The organism is Agrobacterium genomosp. 13 str. CFBP 6927, from assembly GCA_900012615.1.
In the GTDB taxonomy this organism is placed as follows: Bacteria; Pseudomonadota; Alphaproteobacteria; order Rhizobiales; family Rhizobiaceae; genus Agrobacterium.
This window is the reverse complement of the sequence record LT009756.1, coordinates 1906736-1921361: the sequence shown is the minus strand read 5'-3', so window position 1 is coordinate 1921361 and position 14626 is coordinate 1906736. Positions and strand designations below refer to the sequence as shown.

The following is a 14626-nucleotide window of genomic DNA, read 5'->3' as shown; positions in this document are numbered from 1 at the left end:
CACCAATGGTTCTCGTGGATGCCGTCACCGGCCTTATTGGTCTGGTCGCTCATTGTCCGGATCCCATTTATTGTTGATCTTCACACGGCATTTCGCCCGTATCGGGGAAGGCATCAGCGCGAAGAAGTATTCTTCCGCTCGTTGAACGGCAAGCCGGGCGGTCTTCTCCATTCCCTGGTCAAGGCGCCCGTCGCTCAGACGATTAAATGGAACGGCATCGCATCCAGACCACACCCACATGCCCTTACTCTGGCCGGCCATTTCTCTTCTGATCGCGGCGGCCTGTATACCCTCTATCTTGGCGGTATACATTTGCACGATGCCGCCGGTAGTTGGGCAAACCAGATCGGGCCACATCAATTTCCATTCAAGCTTAGGCTGGTATTTCTCATCTTCGCGCACGGGCTTTCCCTCCTGTGACAGAGTTTCGTTTTCCCTTGATGTTGTGATGCGCGCCGCCCTGCGCTGAACCTGATTATGGGATAGGTGGGGAGGGAGTCAACACCGTGAACAAAACGTGTCCTCTATTCATGTTCGGAGAGGAACGTAAAAAATACATAGTGACACGGCACCATTGACATCATTGAACAATATGGAAGCCTTCCAAGCTGAATACGCGGGTTCGATTTCCGCTACCCGCTCCACTTTTTCCCGAACAATCATTCACGTCCAGCATACGCTTATTTTGCCGCGTTTTTCCGCGCGCGCTCCGTGTAATCGCATGCGGTGACATCAAGCAGTGTTGGCCGTAAAAATCACTGTATTCTCCAGCGTTGATGGAAACCGCGCCAGTGCGCGGCATTGGAGACACCCGGACGGAATGTCCGCCGGTGTTCTTATGGTTTCTTTATTTCTTAGACGGCGCAGGCCAATCGAAATCCTATGATGATTGGCACTAGGGTGGAGCATGTTCAGATGAAGCAGCTCCAATGCACCAAGATTGTCCAGATACCGCAAGCCTCCAAAATCGTATCCTGAATGGTTCGAAAGTCCGTGAAGAGCACGTCTGGTCTTTCATGAAGGGTGCGCTGCCTGAACTCTGTTCTCGGGATAATTCCACCGGGAGGCGGTTTCGGGTTTTGCTTCAGGCCAACGCAATTTTCGATGCGCTGCTGCTCGCGATATCTGCTCAAAGCCCGCCCGTAAGTCTTGAGACATTGCGGCGTACCGATCGAGGCTGGTTTTGTTCCACCTCCGTCATGCTGGGAGGATCGCGGAGAAAGTCGACCGCCCTCCATGAGGATCTGGAAAGCGCTCTGTTCCTGGCGCTGATCACGCTCTCGAAGAGGCTGCAGAACCCAAGTACATCGCAAAAAAGGAAGGGTCATTGACATGACAGCGAAAAGGCTTTTGCCCGGCGGCGTGATGACGCCTCTCGTTACCCCATTCCTCAAAGGACAGGTAGACTACGCAGCCTTCGATCACATCGTGGAATGGCAGATAGAAGAAGGTGTTGAAGGGCTTGTGGTCAATTCCCTGATCGGGGAAGGACCAACGTTGTCAGCCGTGGAGCGCCGGAGCCTGATAAGCCGCGCCGTGCACATTTCCAGAGGACGCATTCCGATCATCGCGGCAACGGGCACCTGCAGCACGGACACCACATGCCAGAGAACCTCGGAAGCGGAACAACTCGGCGCGGATGCCGCTCTGATTGTGCAACCATACTACAACCGTCCCGGCCAGAAGGGGATCATACAGCATTTTGAAAGGGTCGCGATGGCAACGACGATACCGATTGTCATCCACAACGACCCCTACCATGCGGGTGTGGAAATCAAGTCGGAGACACTTCGTCTTCTGCTGCGAATACCCGCCGTCATTGGTGTTGTAGACGACGCCTGGGATTCGTCATCTGCGACCATCGGCAAGGATCGAAGCGTCGAAAACATTGCCCAGTTTATAGAAGATGAGAGCGCGTCCTTCGAAAGCATTGCACGTTGCGATGGTTCCATTTCGGCGGTGGCAAACATATGCCCGTCAGCCGTGGTCTTCATGCACCGCGCGATAAGACGCGGCGATCTGGAGCAGGCACGTCAGGTGCATCGGCAGTTGCAATTGCTATTAAAAGCATTTGCGCATGAGAGCCAGGCCGCTGTCCTCAAGTCCGCATTGTCTTGCTTGCGAGGCATCAACGATGGGGTGCGACTACCGCTGACCGGCGTTGATGGGGAGACGGCAGAAAACATTCTGCTGGCGCTTAAGTCGATGCGGAGAATCACGACGAGCGCCAATCAAAGCAACCTGATCTACGAAGCAAAGGTCGCCCGGGCTGATGGATGGGTGGCTGACAACTCCAACGACCAGCGCTCCGCCTTCTCTCGTCAATAACTGCTTTCCCGTCACAACCCTCAATCGCTTTTGGAGTTTTGGAAATGAACCAGCCCTTGGGTCTTTATTATCGATTACAGGCGGAACTTCGCAGGAGAGTGATGTCAGACAAAACCAATCCGCGGGTGCCGCCAATCCGACGCAGAGCGTCCACCGATGTCTCAATGTTTTTCCGCCTGCTGGCGGTTGTCGGCGGGCTGCTGCTGGCCGTGTCGCTGATCATGCAGTCGGTTCAGTAAGAAGCTGCAACCTTCTGCCAACCGGCATTGAAAAAACCTTTTCCCGACAGGACTCGATCATGCAACGAAAAATGAAAGTGTCTCAACCCAAGCGGCGCAACATCTTTCGATTCACCGTGGGTCAAAACAGGACAGGCTGCTGGCTCGTTTCCGACAAACTCGGTCTCATAGGGGGGCTTTTTATCGACAAAGAAGCCGCGCTGCGTTTTGCGAAGATGGAGGGCAATGCCAGTGCTGACGAGATTCAGTCTTTGACCGGAGAGGAGCGCCTCGAGGTTGGAGACGTCTTCAGTCGCAAAAAAACAACGCACTAATCGAGACCGTATCAAGTCGGATGGCGGTTAGAATCTGAGGTTACGATATGTCACCAAAAATACCGATCTCGATGCAGCAACGATCGATAGCACGCTTTCTGTGGGAATTTATTGTCTTGGGCGTAGTCGTATCTGGATCGATTTTTCTCGTCGTTGCGCCCGCAATTTACGCGGTTGTCCGTTAAGTGAAGGCTGAGCATGAGTACTGATCTATTTGCCTACAGCATAGAGACGCTTGAGGTTGATTGGGAGACGTTGACGCCGTGTAACGATTACAGGGCCAAATTGGCGACTGTCTTCTGCAAAGAGAATGAACGCTCCCTTCGGCGTTCCCGCCTTGCCGATCTCCAGGAATTTGAGGATTTTTATTGGGAAGCGCTCGATGCTGGACGTCGCGCCGGATCAGAGGGACGGTTTCTCGTCGAGCCCCATATCGGATTCCTCCCGGAGACACGCTGCATGTCCGTTTATCTGGTTTGGAAAGATGATGTCCACGGCATCACATACTTTGTCTCACCGGTGGAGATGCCATGGTTGCATCGCGGCAGCCGACATGGGGAATGAATGAGAGCCGCCGCTGAACGTTCTTTCTGCGGCGATTGGAGCCTGTGCATCTTTTCTTGTTTGCGCATGAAGTGGCAAACTCATGAATGGGCTTTCAATCGTCTCACAGGTGGCGTGCGGTGCCCACGGCGATGACGGGACCGGTCGCCTGACCGGTTGGTGAGCCGCCGAAAGGCTCGACGCTGATGGCGAAGGTCGTGCCTTCGCCGATATTGCCACGCATATCTGCGGGAATGATGAGATCGCCGTTTGCGCCGGGCTGGAATACGCCGAGCGAGCGTGTCTTGCCGCCATCCATTACGAGCCACAGTTCCAGCGACTTTTCATCGATCTTGCCGGTTGCGACGGGAACGATGCGCATCCGTCCCGATTCCGCATCGTAGGAGGCGAGGAGATTGACCTGGCTGTCCGTTGTCGCGAGTTCGGCGACGAGTGGGGTAGTCCCCTGCCATCTGTCCGGGAAGGCGGCGTAAACGACCGCGGCAACGGCGGTTGCGCTTGTGGCGACCGATATCCAGCGCCAGAAGGATGCCGAACTCCACAGGCTGCCATTGGCATGGATATCCCTGCGGCCGAACAGCCGTTCCTCTATGCGGGCAAGAACAGTTGCGCCCGGCATCTGTTCTTCATAATCGGCGTTGAAGTCGGAGAACTCCATCTCCCAGCGCTGGACGAGTTGCGCAAAGGCCTTGTCATCCTGCAGGCGGCGTTCAACCTCGCGCCGCTTTTCGATCGGCAACACGCCAAGCACATATTCGCCGGCGAGAACCTCGTCGCGCGAATGCATGCCATCGCTCTGTTCGCCCGTCGTCATCGCTGCATGCACTCTCTGAGTTTGAGAAGGCTGCGTCTCAGCCAGGTTCTGACCGTGTTGAGCGGTACCCGCAATTCCTCGGCGAGCTCGAGATAGCTCAAGCCCTCGACATAGGCGCGGCGTATCGCCTGTGCATGAACCGTTTCGAGTTCACGCATGCATTCATCGATCCTGCGACCCTCATCCGCCAGCACGATCTGCTGCTCCGGGTTACGGATGCTGTCGTCGGCAATGTCATAAGCCTCGTCAATGTCGTCGGTTGATGGTTTGCGCGCCCTGATCGTATCGATCGCATGGTTGCGGGCGATGGCGGCAAGCCATGTGGCCGGTTTGCCGGCGCTTGCGGCAAATGTGCGGGCGCGCTGCCAGACCTTGATATAGATTTCCTGCAATGCCTCTTCGGCTTCGGTCCTGTCACGCAGGATTTTCAGGCAGATTGCAAAAAGCTTCGGGCTCGTGGCCTGATAAAGCGAGACGAATGCCGAACGATCGCCCATGCCGACGCGGTTGATAAGGCTTGCGATCTCTGTGCCTTGCATTCGAACGTCCCTTGCTGCGCTTCCTTTATAGGGTTGTCTTTTGCGGGAAGGCAAGACAAGCGCAAAATGAAGTTCGCGTCGTCCATCCCATATGATGGCCGGGCGGAAAAAATCGGCAGGGGTCGCCGTGGTCATAATACACCTGCCGGATTTTCCAGCGGACCGACCAGCCGCACGGTGACGAGGTAAGCGATGATGGCGGCCGCTGCGGAAACGAAGGTTCCCCACAGGAGGTCTGCGATAGTCAATGTCGTGGACCAGTTTTTCAATGTCGCCTGATTGGTGAGATCATATGTGGCGTAGGCCATGAAACCGACGGCTGCACCATACAGCAGCGCCGTCGTCCATTGGCCCGAAATCAGGGCAGGCCGAACCGCAAGAAAGGTCAATCCAGCCGCGTAGATGAGATAAAAGATGACAGCCGGCGCAAGCCGGAAGTTTTCAGCCAGGAGATCGCCGATGGCCGGGCGATAGAGGCGCGAGGCCATGGTGCTCAGCCAGATGAAATCTATCACCAGAAAGGCGATGAGCGTGAAGAAATAGGCTGCGAGATAGGTCTTCATCGTCTTACCTTTCTATTCGATCCGGGTCCAGCTGATGCCCTTGCACAGGAGGCCTGCGACGATGCAGCCCTTGGTGGTCATGCTGTTGCCGTCAACCGTCACCGTTATCCTGTAGGACTTGTCGCGTTGCGGATCGAAGGCCGTGCCCGAATAGACGCCGTTTTCATCGGGCTTTATATCCATGACCAGCCGATCGCCGGTCTTTTCCTTCGGGGTGCCCGGCTTGATCCAGGTGTTGGTGGCGCAGATATTGTCGCCGCAGGGCGCGATCAGCACTTTGGCGTTGCCGTCGCCGCGCGCCCAGTTGCCGTCGATATCGGCGGCTTCGGCAGCGAAGACCGCCAGCGTCGGACACAGGGCGAATGCGATTGTCAATTTCTTGATTTTCATCGTCTTTCTCCGCAGTTATCGCCCCGCCTTTATTGGTGTTCAATCGTATAGAAGCCGACATTGATGGTTCCCTCGGTAAAGCCGGCTTCGCAGTAGCAGAGGTAATAGTCCCAGAGCCTTCTGAAGCGGTCGTCGAAACCGAGGAGCGAAATCGTCTGCCATCGCGCATGGAAACGCTGCCGCCATTCCGCCAGCGTGCGGGCATAGGACTGGCCGAAAAGCTCGGTGTCGGTGAGGCTCAGGCCGGCTTTGCCGATCGCTTTTTCAAGTGCTTCGTCAGAGGGCAGAAAGCCGCCTGGAAAGACGTATTTCTGGATGAAGTCCGCCTTGCGCCGATAATCGTCGAAGCGGGCAGGTTCGATGGAGATGATTTGCAGCACGGCGCGACCGCCGGGTTTCAGGCAGCGTTTCAGCGTCTCGAAATAGCTCGGCCAATAGGCCTCTCCGACCGCCTCGAACATTTCAACGGAAACGATGCGATCGAACTCGCCGTCGACATCACGATAGTCTTCCAGTTTCAGATCGATGCTTGCCGCCTTGTCCGCTTTTTCGGCTGCCGCTTTTGCCCAGTTCAATTGCGACGGCGAAAGGGTGATGCCGGTCACGTCGGCATTGGCCTTGGTAGCGAGGTGGATGGCGAGTGCGCCCCAGCCGCAGCCGATCTCCAATATGCTTTCACCGCCGTTCAATTGCAGTTTGTCTGCGATGCGGTCGAGTTTTTTTAGCTGGGCCGCCTCAAGTGTCGGTGTCGTGTCGTCGAAAATCGCCGACGAGTAGAGCATCGAAGGATCGAGCCATTGCCGGTAGAACTCGTTGCCGAGATCGTAGTGCGCCTCGATGTTGCGGCGGCTGCCGCGCCGGGTATTGGCGTTGAGCCTGTGACCAAGCCAGTTGAGAAGGCGCATCGGCGGGCTGCCGCGCATCGAAGCCGTGAAGGCCTCGCGGTTCTGGGCCGCGAAACGGATCAGCGTGGTAAGATCCGGCGTTGTCCAGTCGCCCTCGATGAAACCCTCGGCGAAACCGATATCGCCGTTGAGGATCAGCCGCCGCAGCGCGCGCCACCGATGGAGGATGAGGGTCGCCTCGCTGCCGTCTTTCTCGCCGCATTTTTCAACGATGCCGCCGCCGGGAAGAATGACGCGCAATCTTCCCCTTGAGACCTTGTTCAGCAGCCTGCTCATGAGCCAGCCGCCGGGTCCGGTGCTGCGGTTGGAAAGTGTGTTTTCCGTCGATATTTCCGTGAGATTGTCAAACGGGGTCATTTATCTTGGCCTCGATTTGTGACGATGAAGGATGGACGAAAGAGACGGGTGAAGAGGGCGGCAGCGGCCGCTTCCGGAACCGCACGCCCTTCAGCCATATTTTGAGCGCTTCCCAGTGAATGCCGCCGATCACCTTGAGCGTGAGGAAGGGGATGGCGAAGAATGCTTTCAGAAGGGCGGCGTCCGTCAACTCCACGCGACGCGCCAGATGCCGGGCGGTCAGAACCTGTCCTTCGCTGTCGAAGGTATCGATGACGATCTTCAGCCTGTCGCCGGGCGGCATAACCCGGAAAACGTAACGGAGGTCCATGTCCATGAAGGGTGAGACATAAAAGGCCTTGTCGCAGCGCTGGACGATTTCCGCTGCCCCGTCCGTCTCGACCGGGATCAGATAGGAGTGTCTTTCCCCGAAAGTGTTGTCGACTTCCCAGAAAATGGCCCTGAGCGAGGCGTCCCTGCCGTAGCAGAAGAACACGCTCAGCGGGTTGAAGGCCCAACCCAGCAGACGCGGCATGGTGAGAAGGCGTATCGGCCCGCCATCCACCGTCACGCCTGCCGCCAGCATCGCCTTTTCGATCTGCTGTCGCAGTCCGGCTCCGCTTTTGTCGCCGCGGTCTCTGCGATGGAAAGAAAACAGGTTGAACCGGTCGACGGAAAAAAGCCGCAGCTTGCCGTCGAGCGCATCGAGCTCGTCGAGGTCGAGAAGCAGGGAATAAATCCGGTAGGCCAGCCTGTGCGCTTTCGGCTTGAAGCGCGCATGGGTCACATGTCCGGGAAAGAGGGCGGAGGCGAGGGGAGGCGTCATGCTATCGCCTCTATGAGTTCGGAGTCGGTTGCAATCGCCGTCATATCCAGACGAATAATCCGGCCGCTGTCTTCGGCGACCTGCCATGGCCGCTTCACGCCACCAAGGTCTTCCGCGACCGCAAGGCCTGCCTGAAGGCCGTCCTCATGAAAACCCGAGCCGAAATAGGCGCCGCAGAACCATGTATTTCGCAGTCCCTGCAAGGCCCAGAGTTCCTGCCGCATCTGCTCGGTGCCGGCGTCGAAAACGGGGTGATGGTAGGTTTCCTCGGCGATGATCTTTGCGTGTTCCGGCTCCCGCACCGGATTGAGCGTGACGAAGGTGTCAGGGGTGTCGCCCAGAGGCTGAAGCCTGTTCATCCAGTAGGTGATGCTCGGCTGGCCGGTGCCAGTTCGGGTATCGGCCACATAATTCCAGCTCGACCAGGCAGCACGCCTGCGCGGCATGAAACTGCTGTCGCTGTGAAGCACAGCCCTGTTTTTCGTATAGGCGAATGCGCCGAGAATCCGCTTTTCGGCGCGTGTCGCGTCGCTCAGCATCGCCAGTGCCTGATCGGCATGTGTGGCGATCACCACGTCATCAAAACGCTCGAATCTACCGCTCTCCCCGGCGATCTCGATGTAACCCGGGATACGGCTGATCGTTTTCACCGGTGTCGCCAGCCGAATGCGGTCGGCGAAGGGGGCTGTGATGCGTTTCACATATTCCTGGGCGCCACCGACGACGGTGCGCCAGACGGGACGGTTGCGCAGCAGGAGCAGACCATGGTTGCTGCAGAATTTTATGAAATGTGCGGCCGGATAACGGCCCACCTCCATTGCCGGCGTGGACCAGATGGCCGCCGCCATGGGGTAGAGATGATCATCTCGAAACGCCGGCCCATAATGATTGCGCGACAGGTAATCATCGAGCGAGATATCGCCCATGACGGGCAGATCGCGCGGGGCGTTGCGATAAAAGCGCAAAAGATCTGACAGCATCGCCCAGAAGCGTGGCCTGATGGCGTTTCTCTTTTGCGCGAGCAGGCCAAAGCCGGTGCCGCCGGAATATTCGAAACCGCCCTCATCCAGCGAAACGGCGAAGGACATGTTGGATGCCGCAGTCGGCACATCAAGTGTTTTGAAAAGCGCTGTGAGATTGGGGTAGGTCACTTCATTATAGACGATGAAACCGGTGTCGACGGAAACAGGTCCCTTTTCGGTCGTGAAGGTCACCGTGTTGCTGTGCCCGCCGACGCGGCCTGCGGCCTCGAAAACCGTAACGTCATGCCGTTGCGACAGGAGCCAGGCGGCCGATAGACCGGAAATGCCTGTTCCGATCACGGCGATGTTTCGCCGGCTGTCTTTTCGCTTCGCTTCGGTGTCGAACATGTTTCCTCGCTATCGCATTCACAATTCAGCCTTGCGGACTGCGACAGATACGAGGGAGCGGATCGATAAGTTTCACACGCGCGACCATTTTTCGGAATTTTTTCCGTTGCCTGAAACTCTTTTGCCATCTCGACCGTAGTTGCCATCACGAAACGCGGTCTCAAGTTGTTCGAATATGGCGAGCGGAATGGTGATGATGTCTGTCGTGGTGGCCCTTGCTGCTCTGATGTCGCTGCTTATGGCGGCTGCCTGGGGATTGCAGCGTTTGACGGGATCGAGCGGCTGGATCGATACTGTCTGGTCGGCGAGCGTCGGGCTTGGTGGTGTTGTCGCTGTGGTATTTGCCGATGGAGACGATTGGCGCGGCGGCGCCGTGGTTTTTCTTGTCATCATCTGGTCGCTTCGGCTTGCCGGCCACATCGGCCTGCGCACAAGGGGTGCCGGAGAGGACCCGCGTTATGCTAAGCTCATCGAGCAGTGGGGCGACAAGGCCTCGATCCGGCTTTTCGGCTTTCTCCAGATCCAGGCCGTTGCCGCCTTCGTACTGGTTCTTGCCGTCTATCTTGCAGCCAGCAATCCTCAGGCCTTTCCACGCTTCACCGATGTGATTGCCCTGCTCGTCGCGGCCGGTGCCCTTGCCGGCGAAGCCGTCGCCGACAGGCAGCTTTCACGGTTCAGAAAAACGCCGGAGGCCAAAAGCGGCGTCTGCGAGACGGGTCTGTGGCGTTACTCCCGTCATCCCAACTATTTCTTCGAATGGCTTTTCTGGTGCGGCTTTCCATTGCTGGCCATCGATGCGCAACCCTGGTCGTGGGTGTCGCTGGCTGCGCCGGCCATGATGTACTGGCTGCTGGTCCATGTCTCCGGCATTCCGCCGCTTGAGGAACACATGCTGAAATCGCGCGGGGATAGATTCCGCGCCCTGCAAAACCGCGTCAATGCCTTTTTCCCGGGACCCCGCAAAAACGAGGATATGCCATGAACATGCTCGCATTCGCCATCAATGCCGCCGAGCGCGCGCCGCTGAGCGACAGCATCACCCTTGCCGGCATCGACCTGCTCTGCGCACGCACCAAGCGCAGGCTTGCCAGCCTGCCGGTGGATGCCGAGCCTGCATTCGCGGCAGACATGATGAAATTTCCCGTTGCCACCCATACGGCGGATGCGAACAGGCAGCATTACGAAGTGCCGGCGGAATTCTTCGCGATCGTTCTTGGCGCGCAGAGAAAATATTCCTGCTGCTTTTATCCCGATGTGCAGACAACGCTCGACGAGGCCGAAACCTTTGCTTTGGCGCAGACGGTGTCACATGCCGGATTGCAGGACGGCATGGATATTCTCGAACTCGGATGCGGCTGGGGCTCGCTCTCGCTTTATATGGCTGGCCGTTTTCCCAAGGCGCGGATTACGTCCGTTTCGAACTCCGCGTCGCAGCGCCAATATATAATCGAGCGCGCGAAAGAGCGTGGGCTTTCCAACCTGTCAGTCATAACAGCGGATATGAATGATTTTTCGACTGACGGCCATTTCGACCGCGTCGTATCGGTTGAAATGTTCGAGCATATGTCGAACTGGCGGACCTTGTTCGAGCGCGTCCGCTCCTGGCTGAAGCCGGAAGGCAAGTTCTTCCTTCACGTTTTCAATCACCGCGACCGATCCTATCGGTTCGACCATGCCAATCCGGCAGACTGGATCGCACAGCATTTTTTTACCGGCGGGATCATGCCCGCTTTCGATCTTCCGCATCGTTTTGGCGGGCTTTTCAGCGTGGAGCAGGATTGGCGCTGGTCAGGGTCTCATTATCGCCGGACAGCTCTCGACTGGCTCGCAAATTTCGATCGGGAGATAGATCGCGTCCGGCCGATCCTTCAGAGCGTCTATGGAGCAGATGCAAGATTATGGGAACGCCGCTGGCGACTGTTCTTTCTCGCTACGGCCGGGCTTTTCGGACATGACGATGGCGAGGTCTGGGGCGTGGGCCACTATCTCATGACGCCTGCCTAGCTTGCCAGGCGCGTTTGATACAATCGAGTCCGTGGTCTAGCCCCAACCGAAAAATCCGAGATTGTATCAGTAGGGTGAACGGCACTGCACCCGCGTGCCTGCCGACGCCATATAGGTGTTGTCAGTCGGATGGTAGGAGGTGTAACGCGCGGCACACCATTTGATGTGGCTGACTTCCCCTTCCGACAGGGCATATCCATTCGGTGCGCCTTCCTCACCCTTGCCCGCGGCAAAGGCCGATGCGGGGTAGGCGGGCTGCGTCTTTTCCTGAAGGTCTCCGGCCGGCTGTATGATGCTCAGTGCCTGAGCGGGAATGACAGAAGCGGCAGATAATGCGACGCCAAGAGCGAGCGCGGACATAGTCTTCGGCATCCTCAACATCGATAAATCCTCGTTAGTCGTTCGAGATGCTAACGAAAATTTAGGGAATTCGTTCCCGCTGGCTATTGACGCCACACGAACACGTGATTCTTTGAGGGGCTGACCTAAGGTTGAAGCGATGTCGGCACCACGCTTCCATGCCCGAGAAGACCGAAGGCTTCGCGAGCGATTCCGCGTTGCGTTAATTCGGTGTCTGGCCCCTACCGCACTGCTCGTTGACAACAGGAAAATCCGGTCGGATAGTCGCCCGGCAATCATGCAAACGGGAGTCTTCAATGATTAACAGGGTTGTCATTCTCTCATCCTTTGCGCTGCTGGCATCGGCGGCGTTTGTCTCCCCCGCAGCCGCACTCACCATGAAGGAGTGCAGCGTGAAATATCAGGCGGCGAAAGCGGATGGATCCGCCAAGGACGTCAAGTGGAACGACTATCGCGCCAAGTTCTGCGGCAGCGAAGCGGCCGCCGAAGATGCCGCCGACGATAAGCAGGTCGCGGCCACCACTGACAAAGAACCCGAAAAAGCGACGATCAAGGCCCCGAAGGGCGTCGCTTTTCCGAGTGCTGTCGATAAGAAATACTCAAGCGAGACCCCCGGAAAGGCCCGCCTGAAAACCTGCGTCGATTCCTATCACAAGAACAAGAATGACGGCACGCTCGGTGATCTGAAGTGGATCCAGAAGGGCGGCGGTTACTGGAGCCTGTGCAATACCGCACTGAAGAGCTGATCCGGCCTGGCGACGGCTGATCGTCGTCAGCTCGCCAGGGCGCGACGGCTTTGCAAACCCTGCCGGGAAAGGCGGGGTTTGCCGCAGGCAACCCCGTTTTCGGGCGGGTAAAATCTGCGAATGGTCTGCGATTCAGCATCTTGATAGAAAGAGTTGATCCTGCGGTTTGACCCGCATCCAGCAATTCAACGGTTGAGGCTGTCGCGCGATAGCCGGCCGGTAATGTGGGCGGATGACCAGACGATTTCGAAACTATCTCGCCGTGCTTGCCATATCATTGCTGATGTGGACGGTTATCCTTGGCGTCGTTTATTGGCTCTTTCGATAGGAATTGCCGTAGCGTTTCGACCGAAATCAACAATCAGCTGTTTCAGCGGCTGACATGCCCGTAAATTTCGCGCGTGCGGCGTTGGGCGGCCCCATTTTGGCTTTTCTGACATGTCCCTATGGCCAGGTCGAATCAGGAAAGGGCCATCATGAAAAAATCTCTCGCCTCCATGTGTTTCGCCGCCTTGTCTTTGGCGGCTGCTTCCAGCGCTTCGGCCGAAGACATGGTGATTCCGCTGCCGAACGATACGACGGTCGAAAAGGTCGAAACCGTTTATCAATGCGCCACCGACACAGTGGACGCGACCTATTTCAATGCCGGTGATATCAGCCTCGTAAGGCTGGGGCTGAAGGATGGTGTCATCGTTGCCGCGAACGTCATTTCAGGTTCGGGCGCCAAATATCAGGGTGGCACCCATGTCTGGTGGTCGAAAGGTGACGAGGCCGATCTCTACGATTTGATGGCGGATCCGGACATGAAACAGCCGGTTCATTGCGTGGAAGTGAAGAAAACCTGATCGCTGACGCCTGCCCTGAAAGGAGCGGCGGCAGGGCGGTTTTGAAAACCTTGCCATGCCGCCGGTCAGCGTTGAATTGGGCGTGCGGCGCGTTCAGCCAAGAACGAGCGACGCAAGAAGCGCCAGCAGGATGAGAGAGCTTGCGACAACGCCAAGCTTCACCCTTCGAAGACGGCGGGTACGACCGCCGGTCCAGTCATAAGCCATTGGCAGCTTTACCTTTCTTGTTATTATTATGACTTATTACTAGCTCCCTAGGCTTGCCTGTGGCTGACCTCAATTGCCAGAATGCATGGGCAAAAAATCGCGATTTCCCTGTCTTCTCCGAATGTTGCAGCGCCTGCGGCCGCTGATTCCCCGCCGCTGGAAAAGGGGTGCCGATGGCACAAAAACGGCCCGGGAAACCGTGTTTCCCGGGCCGTTTGCTTCTGCGTCGCTTTGGTCGGCTTCAGCCGAAATAAGGCTTGATGTAGGGCAGGACCTCAATCACGCCGTGGTAAAGCATGTTGAGCGCCACATAGATGATGACCATCAGGCCGAGATAGGAAATCCAGCGGTAGCGGTGCAGCAGCTTGGCAACGAAGTTGGCGGCCAGACCCATAAGGGCGATCGATACGACAAGGCCGATGATCAGCACGGTGACATGTTCCTGCGCGGCGCCGGCGACGGCGAGAACATTGTCCAGCGACATGGAAACGTCGGCGATGACGATCTGCGTTGCCGCCTGGAAAAAGGTCTTGTGACCCTTGGTCAGGTCGGCCTCGTCATCCGTCACCTCATCTTCGATGGAGCCGGCGGCTTCGCGCAGTTCGGACCACATCTTCCAGCAAACCCAGGCGAGCAGCAGGCCCCCGAAGAGTTGCAGGCCGACAATGGACAGAAGTTGTACGGTGACGGCGGCGAAGCCGATCCGCAGCACCGTGGCGGCGATGATGCCGACGAGGATTGCCTTGCGGCGAAGATGTGCGGGCAGGCCGGCTGCGGCAAGGCCGATGACAATGGCATTGTCGCCCGCCAGAACCAGATCGATCGCGATGACCTGCAAGAATGCCGTAAAACCGGCGGCTGTGAAGATTTCCATGGGATGTCCTGAAACGCATATGAAGGTCGCGCGGGAAAGCGACGGATCGAGATATGGCATGGGATGGCGCGCCCAGCGCCGCATTGCTATCGCCCGTCTCCCCCGGCGATGGACTGTCCTTAAGCCATCATGACGGCGCAGGTAAAGAAGTTGTGATGGAAATATCTTAATTAGTGATCGGCAATGGTGGGAATGCGCTCCCCTCGGCTTGCATCCACGTCATCCTCCCAAGGGTTTGAATGTCGCAAACAACACACCATATACGGGCCTCGGGGCACGCTTGAAGCGCGCGCGCAGGCGCTTTCACAATTAAGTCTTGCGCATTCGCTTACAAAGCCTTAAACGGCGACACCAAACCGGTACGCCGGGGAAACTACTTCACGTTCACAGGAAGCAATTCAC

The 14626-nt window shown here is 57.3% G+C and carries 18 protein-coding genes; 8 read left to right on the top strand and 10 right to left on the bottom strand.

Translation table 11 applies throughout. The features are described 5' to 3' along the window. Window positions 1–33: 33 nt before the first annotated feature. On the bottom strand, window positions 34–402 hold the full coding sequence (locus AGR13A_RS09645; protein ID WP_080834989.1) for a hypothetical protein: 369 nt from the start codon (window positions 400–402) through the stop codon (window positions 34–36). Window positions 403–1332: 930 nt separating this feature from the next. Between AGR13A_RS09645 and AGR13A_RS09635 the strand changes: the two genes are divergently transcribed. The 4 genes from AGR13A_RS09635 to AGR13A_RS09625 all read left to right on the top strand — a co-directional run bounded on the left by AGR13A_RS09635 (window position 1333) and on the right by AGR13A_RS09625 (window position 3445). After that, window positions 1333–2328 (top strand): dihydrodipicolinate synthase family protein, encoded by a 996-nt coding sequence (locus tag AGR13A_RS09635; protein ID WP_080834983.1) that lies wholly within the window; start codon window positions 1333–1335, stop codon window positions 2326–2328. Window positions 2329–2372: 44 nt separating this feature from the next. Beyond that, the gene (locus AGR13A_RS24595; RefSeq protein ID WP_139786041.1) at window positions 2373–2567 is read left to right on the top strand and encodes a hypothetical protein; all 195 of its coding nucleotides are present in this window, start codon (window positions 2373–2375) and stop codon (window positions 2565–2567) included. A gap of 59 nt (window positions 2568–2626) precedes the next feature. Then, on the top strand, window positions 2627–2881 hold the full coding sequence (locus AGR13A_RS09630) for a hypothetical protein (protein ID WP_080834980.1): 255 nt from the start codon (window positions 2627–2629) through the stop codon (window positions 2879–2881). Between the two features lie 198 nt (window positions 2882–3079). Further along, entirely contained in the window at window positions 3080–3445 is a 366-nt protein-coding gene (locus tag AGR13A_RS09625; RefSeq protein WP_080834977.1) for a hypothetical protein, read from the top strand. A gap of 103 nt (window positions 3446–3548) precedes the next feature. Here AGR13A_RS09625 and AGR13A_RS09620 read toward each other — a convergent pair whose 3' ends face one another. The 7 genes from AGR13A_RS09620 to AGR13A_RS09590 all read right to left on the bottom strand — a co-directional run bounded on the left by AGR13A_RS09620 (window position 3549) and on the right by AGR13A_RS09590 (window position 9188). Continuing rightward, window positions 3549–4259 (bottom strand): anti-sigma factor, encoded by a 711-nt coding sequence (locus AGR13A_RS09620; RefSeq protein ID WP_035224025.1) that lies wholly within the window; start codon window positions 4257–4259, stop codon window positions 3549–3551. Further along, window positions 4256–4798: a sigma-70 family RNA polymerase sigma factor gene (locus AGR13A_RS09615; RefSeq protein WP_035224306.1), complete on the bottom strand. Its 543-nt coding sequence runs from the start codon at window positions 4796–4798 to the stop codon at window positions 4256–4258. Before AGR13A_RS09615 ends, AGR13A_RS09620 begins: the two co-directional genes overlap by 4 nt. 131 nt (window positions 4799–4929) lie before the next feature. After that, window positions 4930–5361: a DUF2177 family protein gene (locus tag AGR13A_RS09610; RefSeq protein WP_080834975.1), complete on the bottom strand. Its 432-nt coding sequence runs from the start codon at window positions 5359–5361 to the stop codon at window positions 4930–4932. 12 nt (window positions 5362–5373) lie between these two features. Beyond that, window positions 5374–5751, bottom strand: a complete 378-nt coding sequence (locus AGR13A_RS09605) for a DUF2147 domain-containing protein (protein ID WP_035224029.1) — start codon at window positions 5749–5751, stop codon at window positions 5374–5376. Window positions 5752–5780: 29 nt separating this feature from the next. Then, on the bottom strand, window positions 5781–7013 hold the full coding sequence (locus AGR13A_RS09600) for a class I SAM-dependent methyltransferase (protein WP_080834972.1): 1233 nt from the start codon (window positions 7011–7013) through the stop codon (window positions 5781–5783). Further along, window positions 7000–7818: a DUF1365 domain-containing protein gene (locus tag AGR13A_RS09595; protein ID WP_080834968.1), complete on the bottom strand. Its 819-nt coding sequence runs from the start codon at window positions 7816–7818 to the stop codon at window positions 7000–7002. The genes AGR13A_RS09600 and AGR13A_RS09595 overlap by 14 nt, the downstream gene beginning before the upstream one ends. Further along, window positions 7815–9188 (bottom strand): NAD(P)/FAD-dependent oxidoreductase, encoded by a 1374-nt coding sequence (locus AGR13A_RS09590; RefSeq protein WP_080834965.1) that lies wholly within the window; start codon window positions 9186–9188, stop codon window positions 7815–7817. The genes AGR13A_RS09595 and AGR13A_RS09590 overlap by 4 nt, the downstream gene beginning before the upstream one ends. 193 nt (window positions 9189–9381) lie before the next feature. Here AGR13A_RS09590 and AGR13A_RS09585 point away from each other — a divergent pair, with 193 nt between their 5' ends. Continuing rightward, window positions 9382–10170 (top strand): DUF1295 domain-containing protein, encoded by a 789-nt coding sequence (locus AGR13A_RS09585; RefSeq protein WP_080836723.1) that lies wholly within the window; start codon window positions 9382–9384, stop codon window positions 10168–10170. Beyond that, on the top strand, window positions 10167–11192 hold the full coding sequence (locus tag AGR13A_RS09580; RefSeq protein WP_080834962.1) for an SAM-dependent methyltransferase: 1026 nt from the start codon (window positions 10167–10169) through the stop codon (window positions 11190–11192). The genes AGR13A_RS09585 and AGR13A_RS09580 overlap by 4 nt, the downstream gene beginning before the upstream one ends. Before the next feature lie 66 nt (window positions 11193–11258). On the opposite strand, the gene AGR13A_RS09575 is transcribed toward AGR13A_RS09580, so the two are convergent. Then, window positions 11259–11573 (bottom strand): BA14K family protein, encoded by a 315-nt coding sequence (locus tag AGR13A_RS09575; RefSeq protein ID WP_080834959.1) that lies wholly within the window; start codon window positions 11571–11573, stop codon window positions 11259–11261. 275 nt (window positions 11574–11848) lie between these two features. On the opposite strand from AGR13A_RS09575, the gene AGR13A_RS09570 reads away from it, so the two are divergent. Both AGR13A_RS09570 and AGR13A_RS09565 read left to right on the top strand, forming a co-directional pair. Then, window positions 11849–12298 (top strand): hypothetical protein, encoded by a 450-nt coding sequence (locus AGR13A_RS09570; protein ID WP_035224042.1) that lies wholly within the window; start codon window positions 11849–11851, stop codon window positions 12296–12298. Window positions 12299–12774: 476 nt separating this feature from the next. After that, the gene (locus AGR13A_RS09565; protein ID WP_080834956.1) at window positions 12775–13143 is read left to right on the top strand and encodes an MliC family protein; all 369 of its coding nucleotides are present in this window, start codon (window positions 12775–12777) and stop codon (window positions 13141–13143) included. A gap of 448 nt (window positions 13144–13591) precedes the next feature. Here the strand turns inward: AGR13A_RS09565 and AGR13A_RS09555 are convergent, their stop codons facing one another. Beyond that, window positions 13592–14224, bottom strand: coding sequence for a TerC family protein (locus AGR13A_RS09555; RefSeq protein WP_035224045.1), 633 nt, complete (start codon window positions 14222–14224; stop codon window positions 13592–13594). Between the last annotated feature and the right edge of the window lie 402 nt (window positions 14225–14626).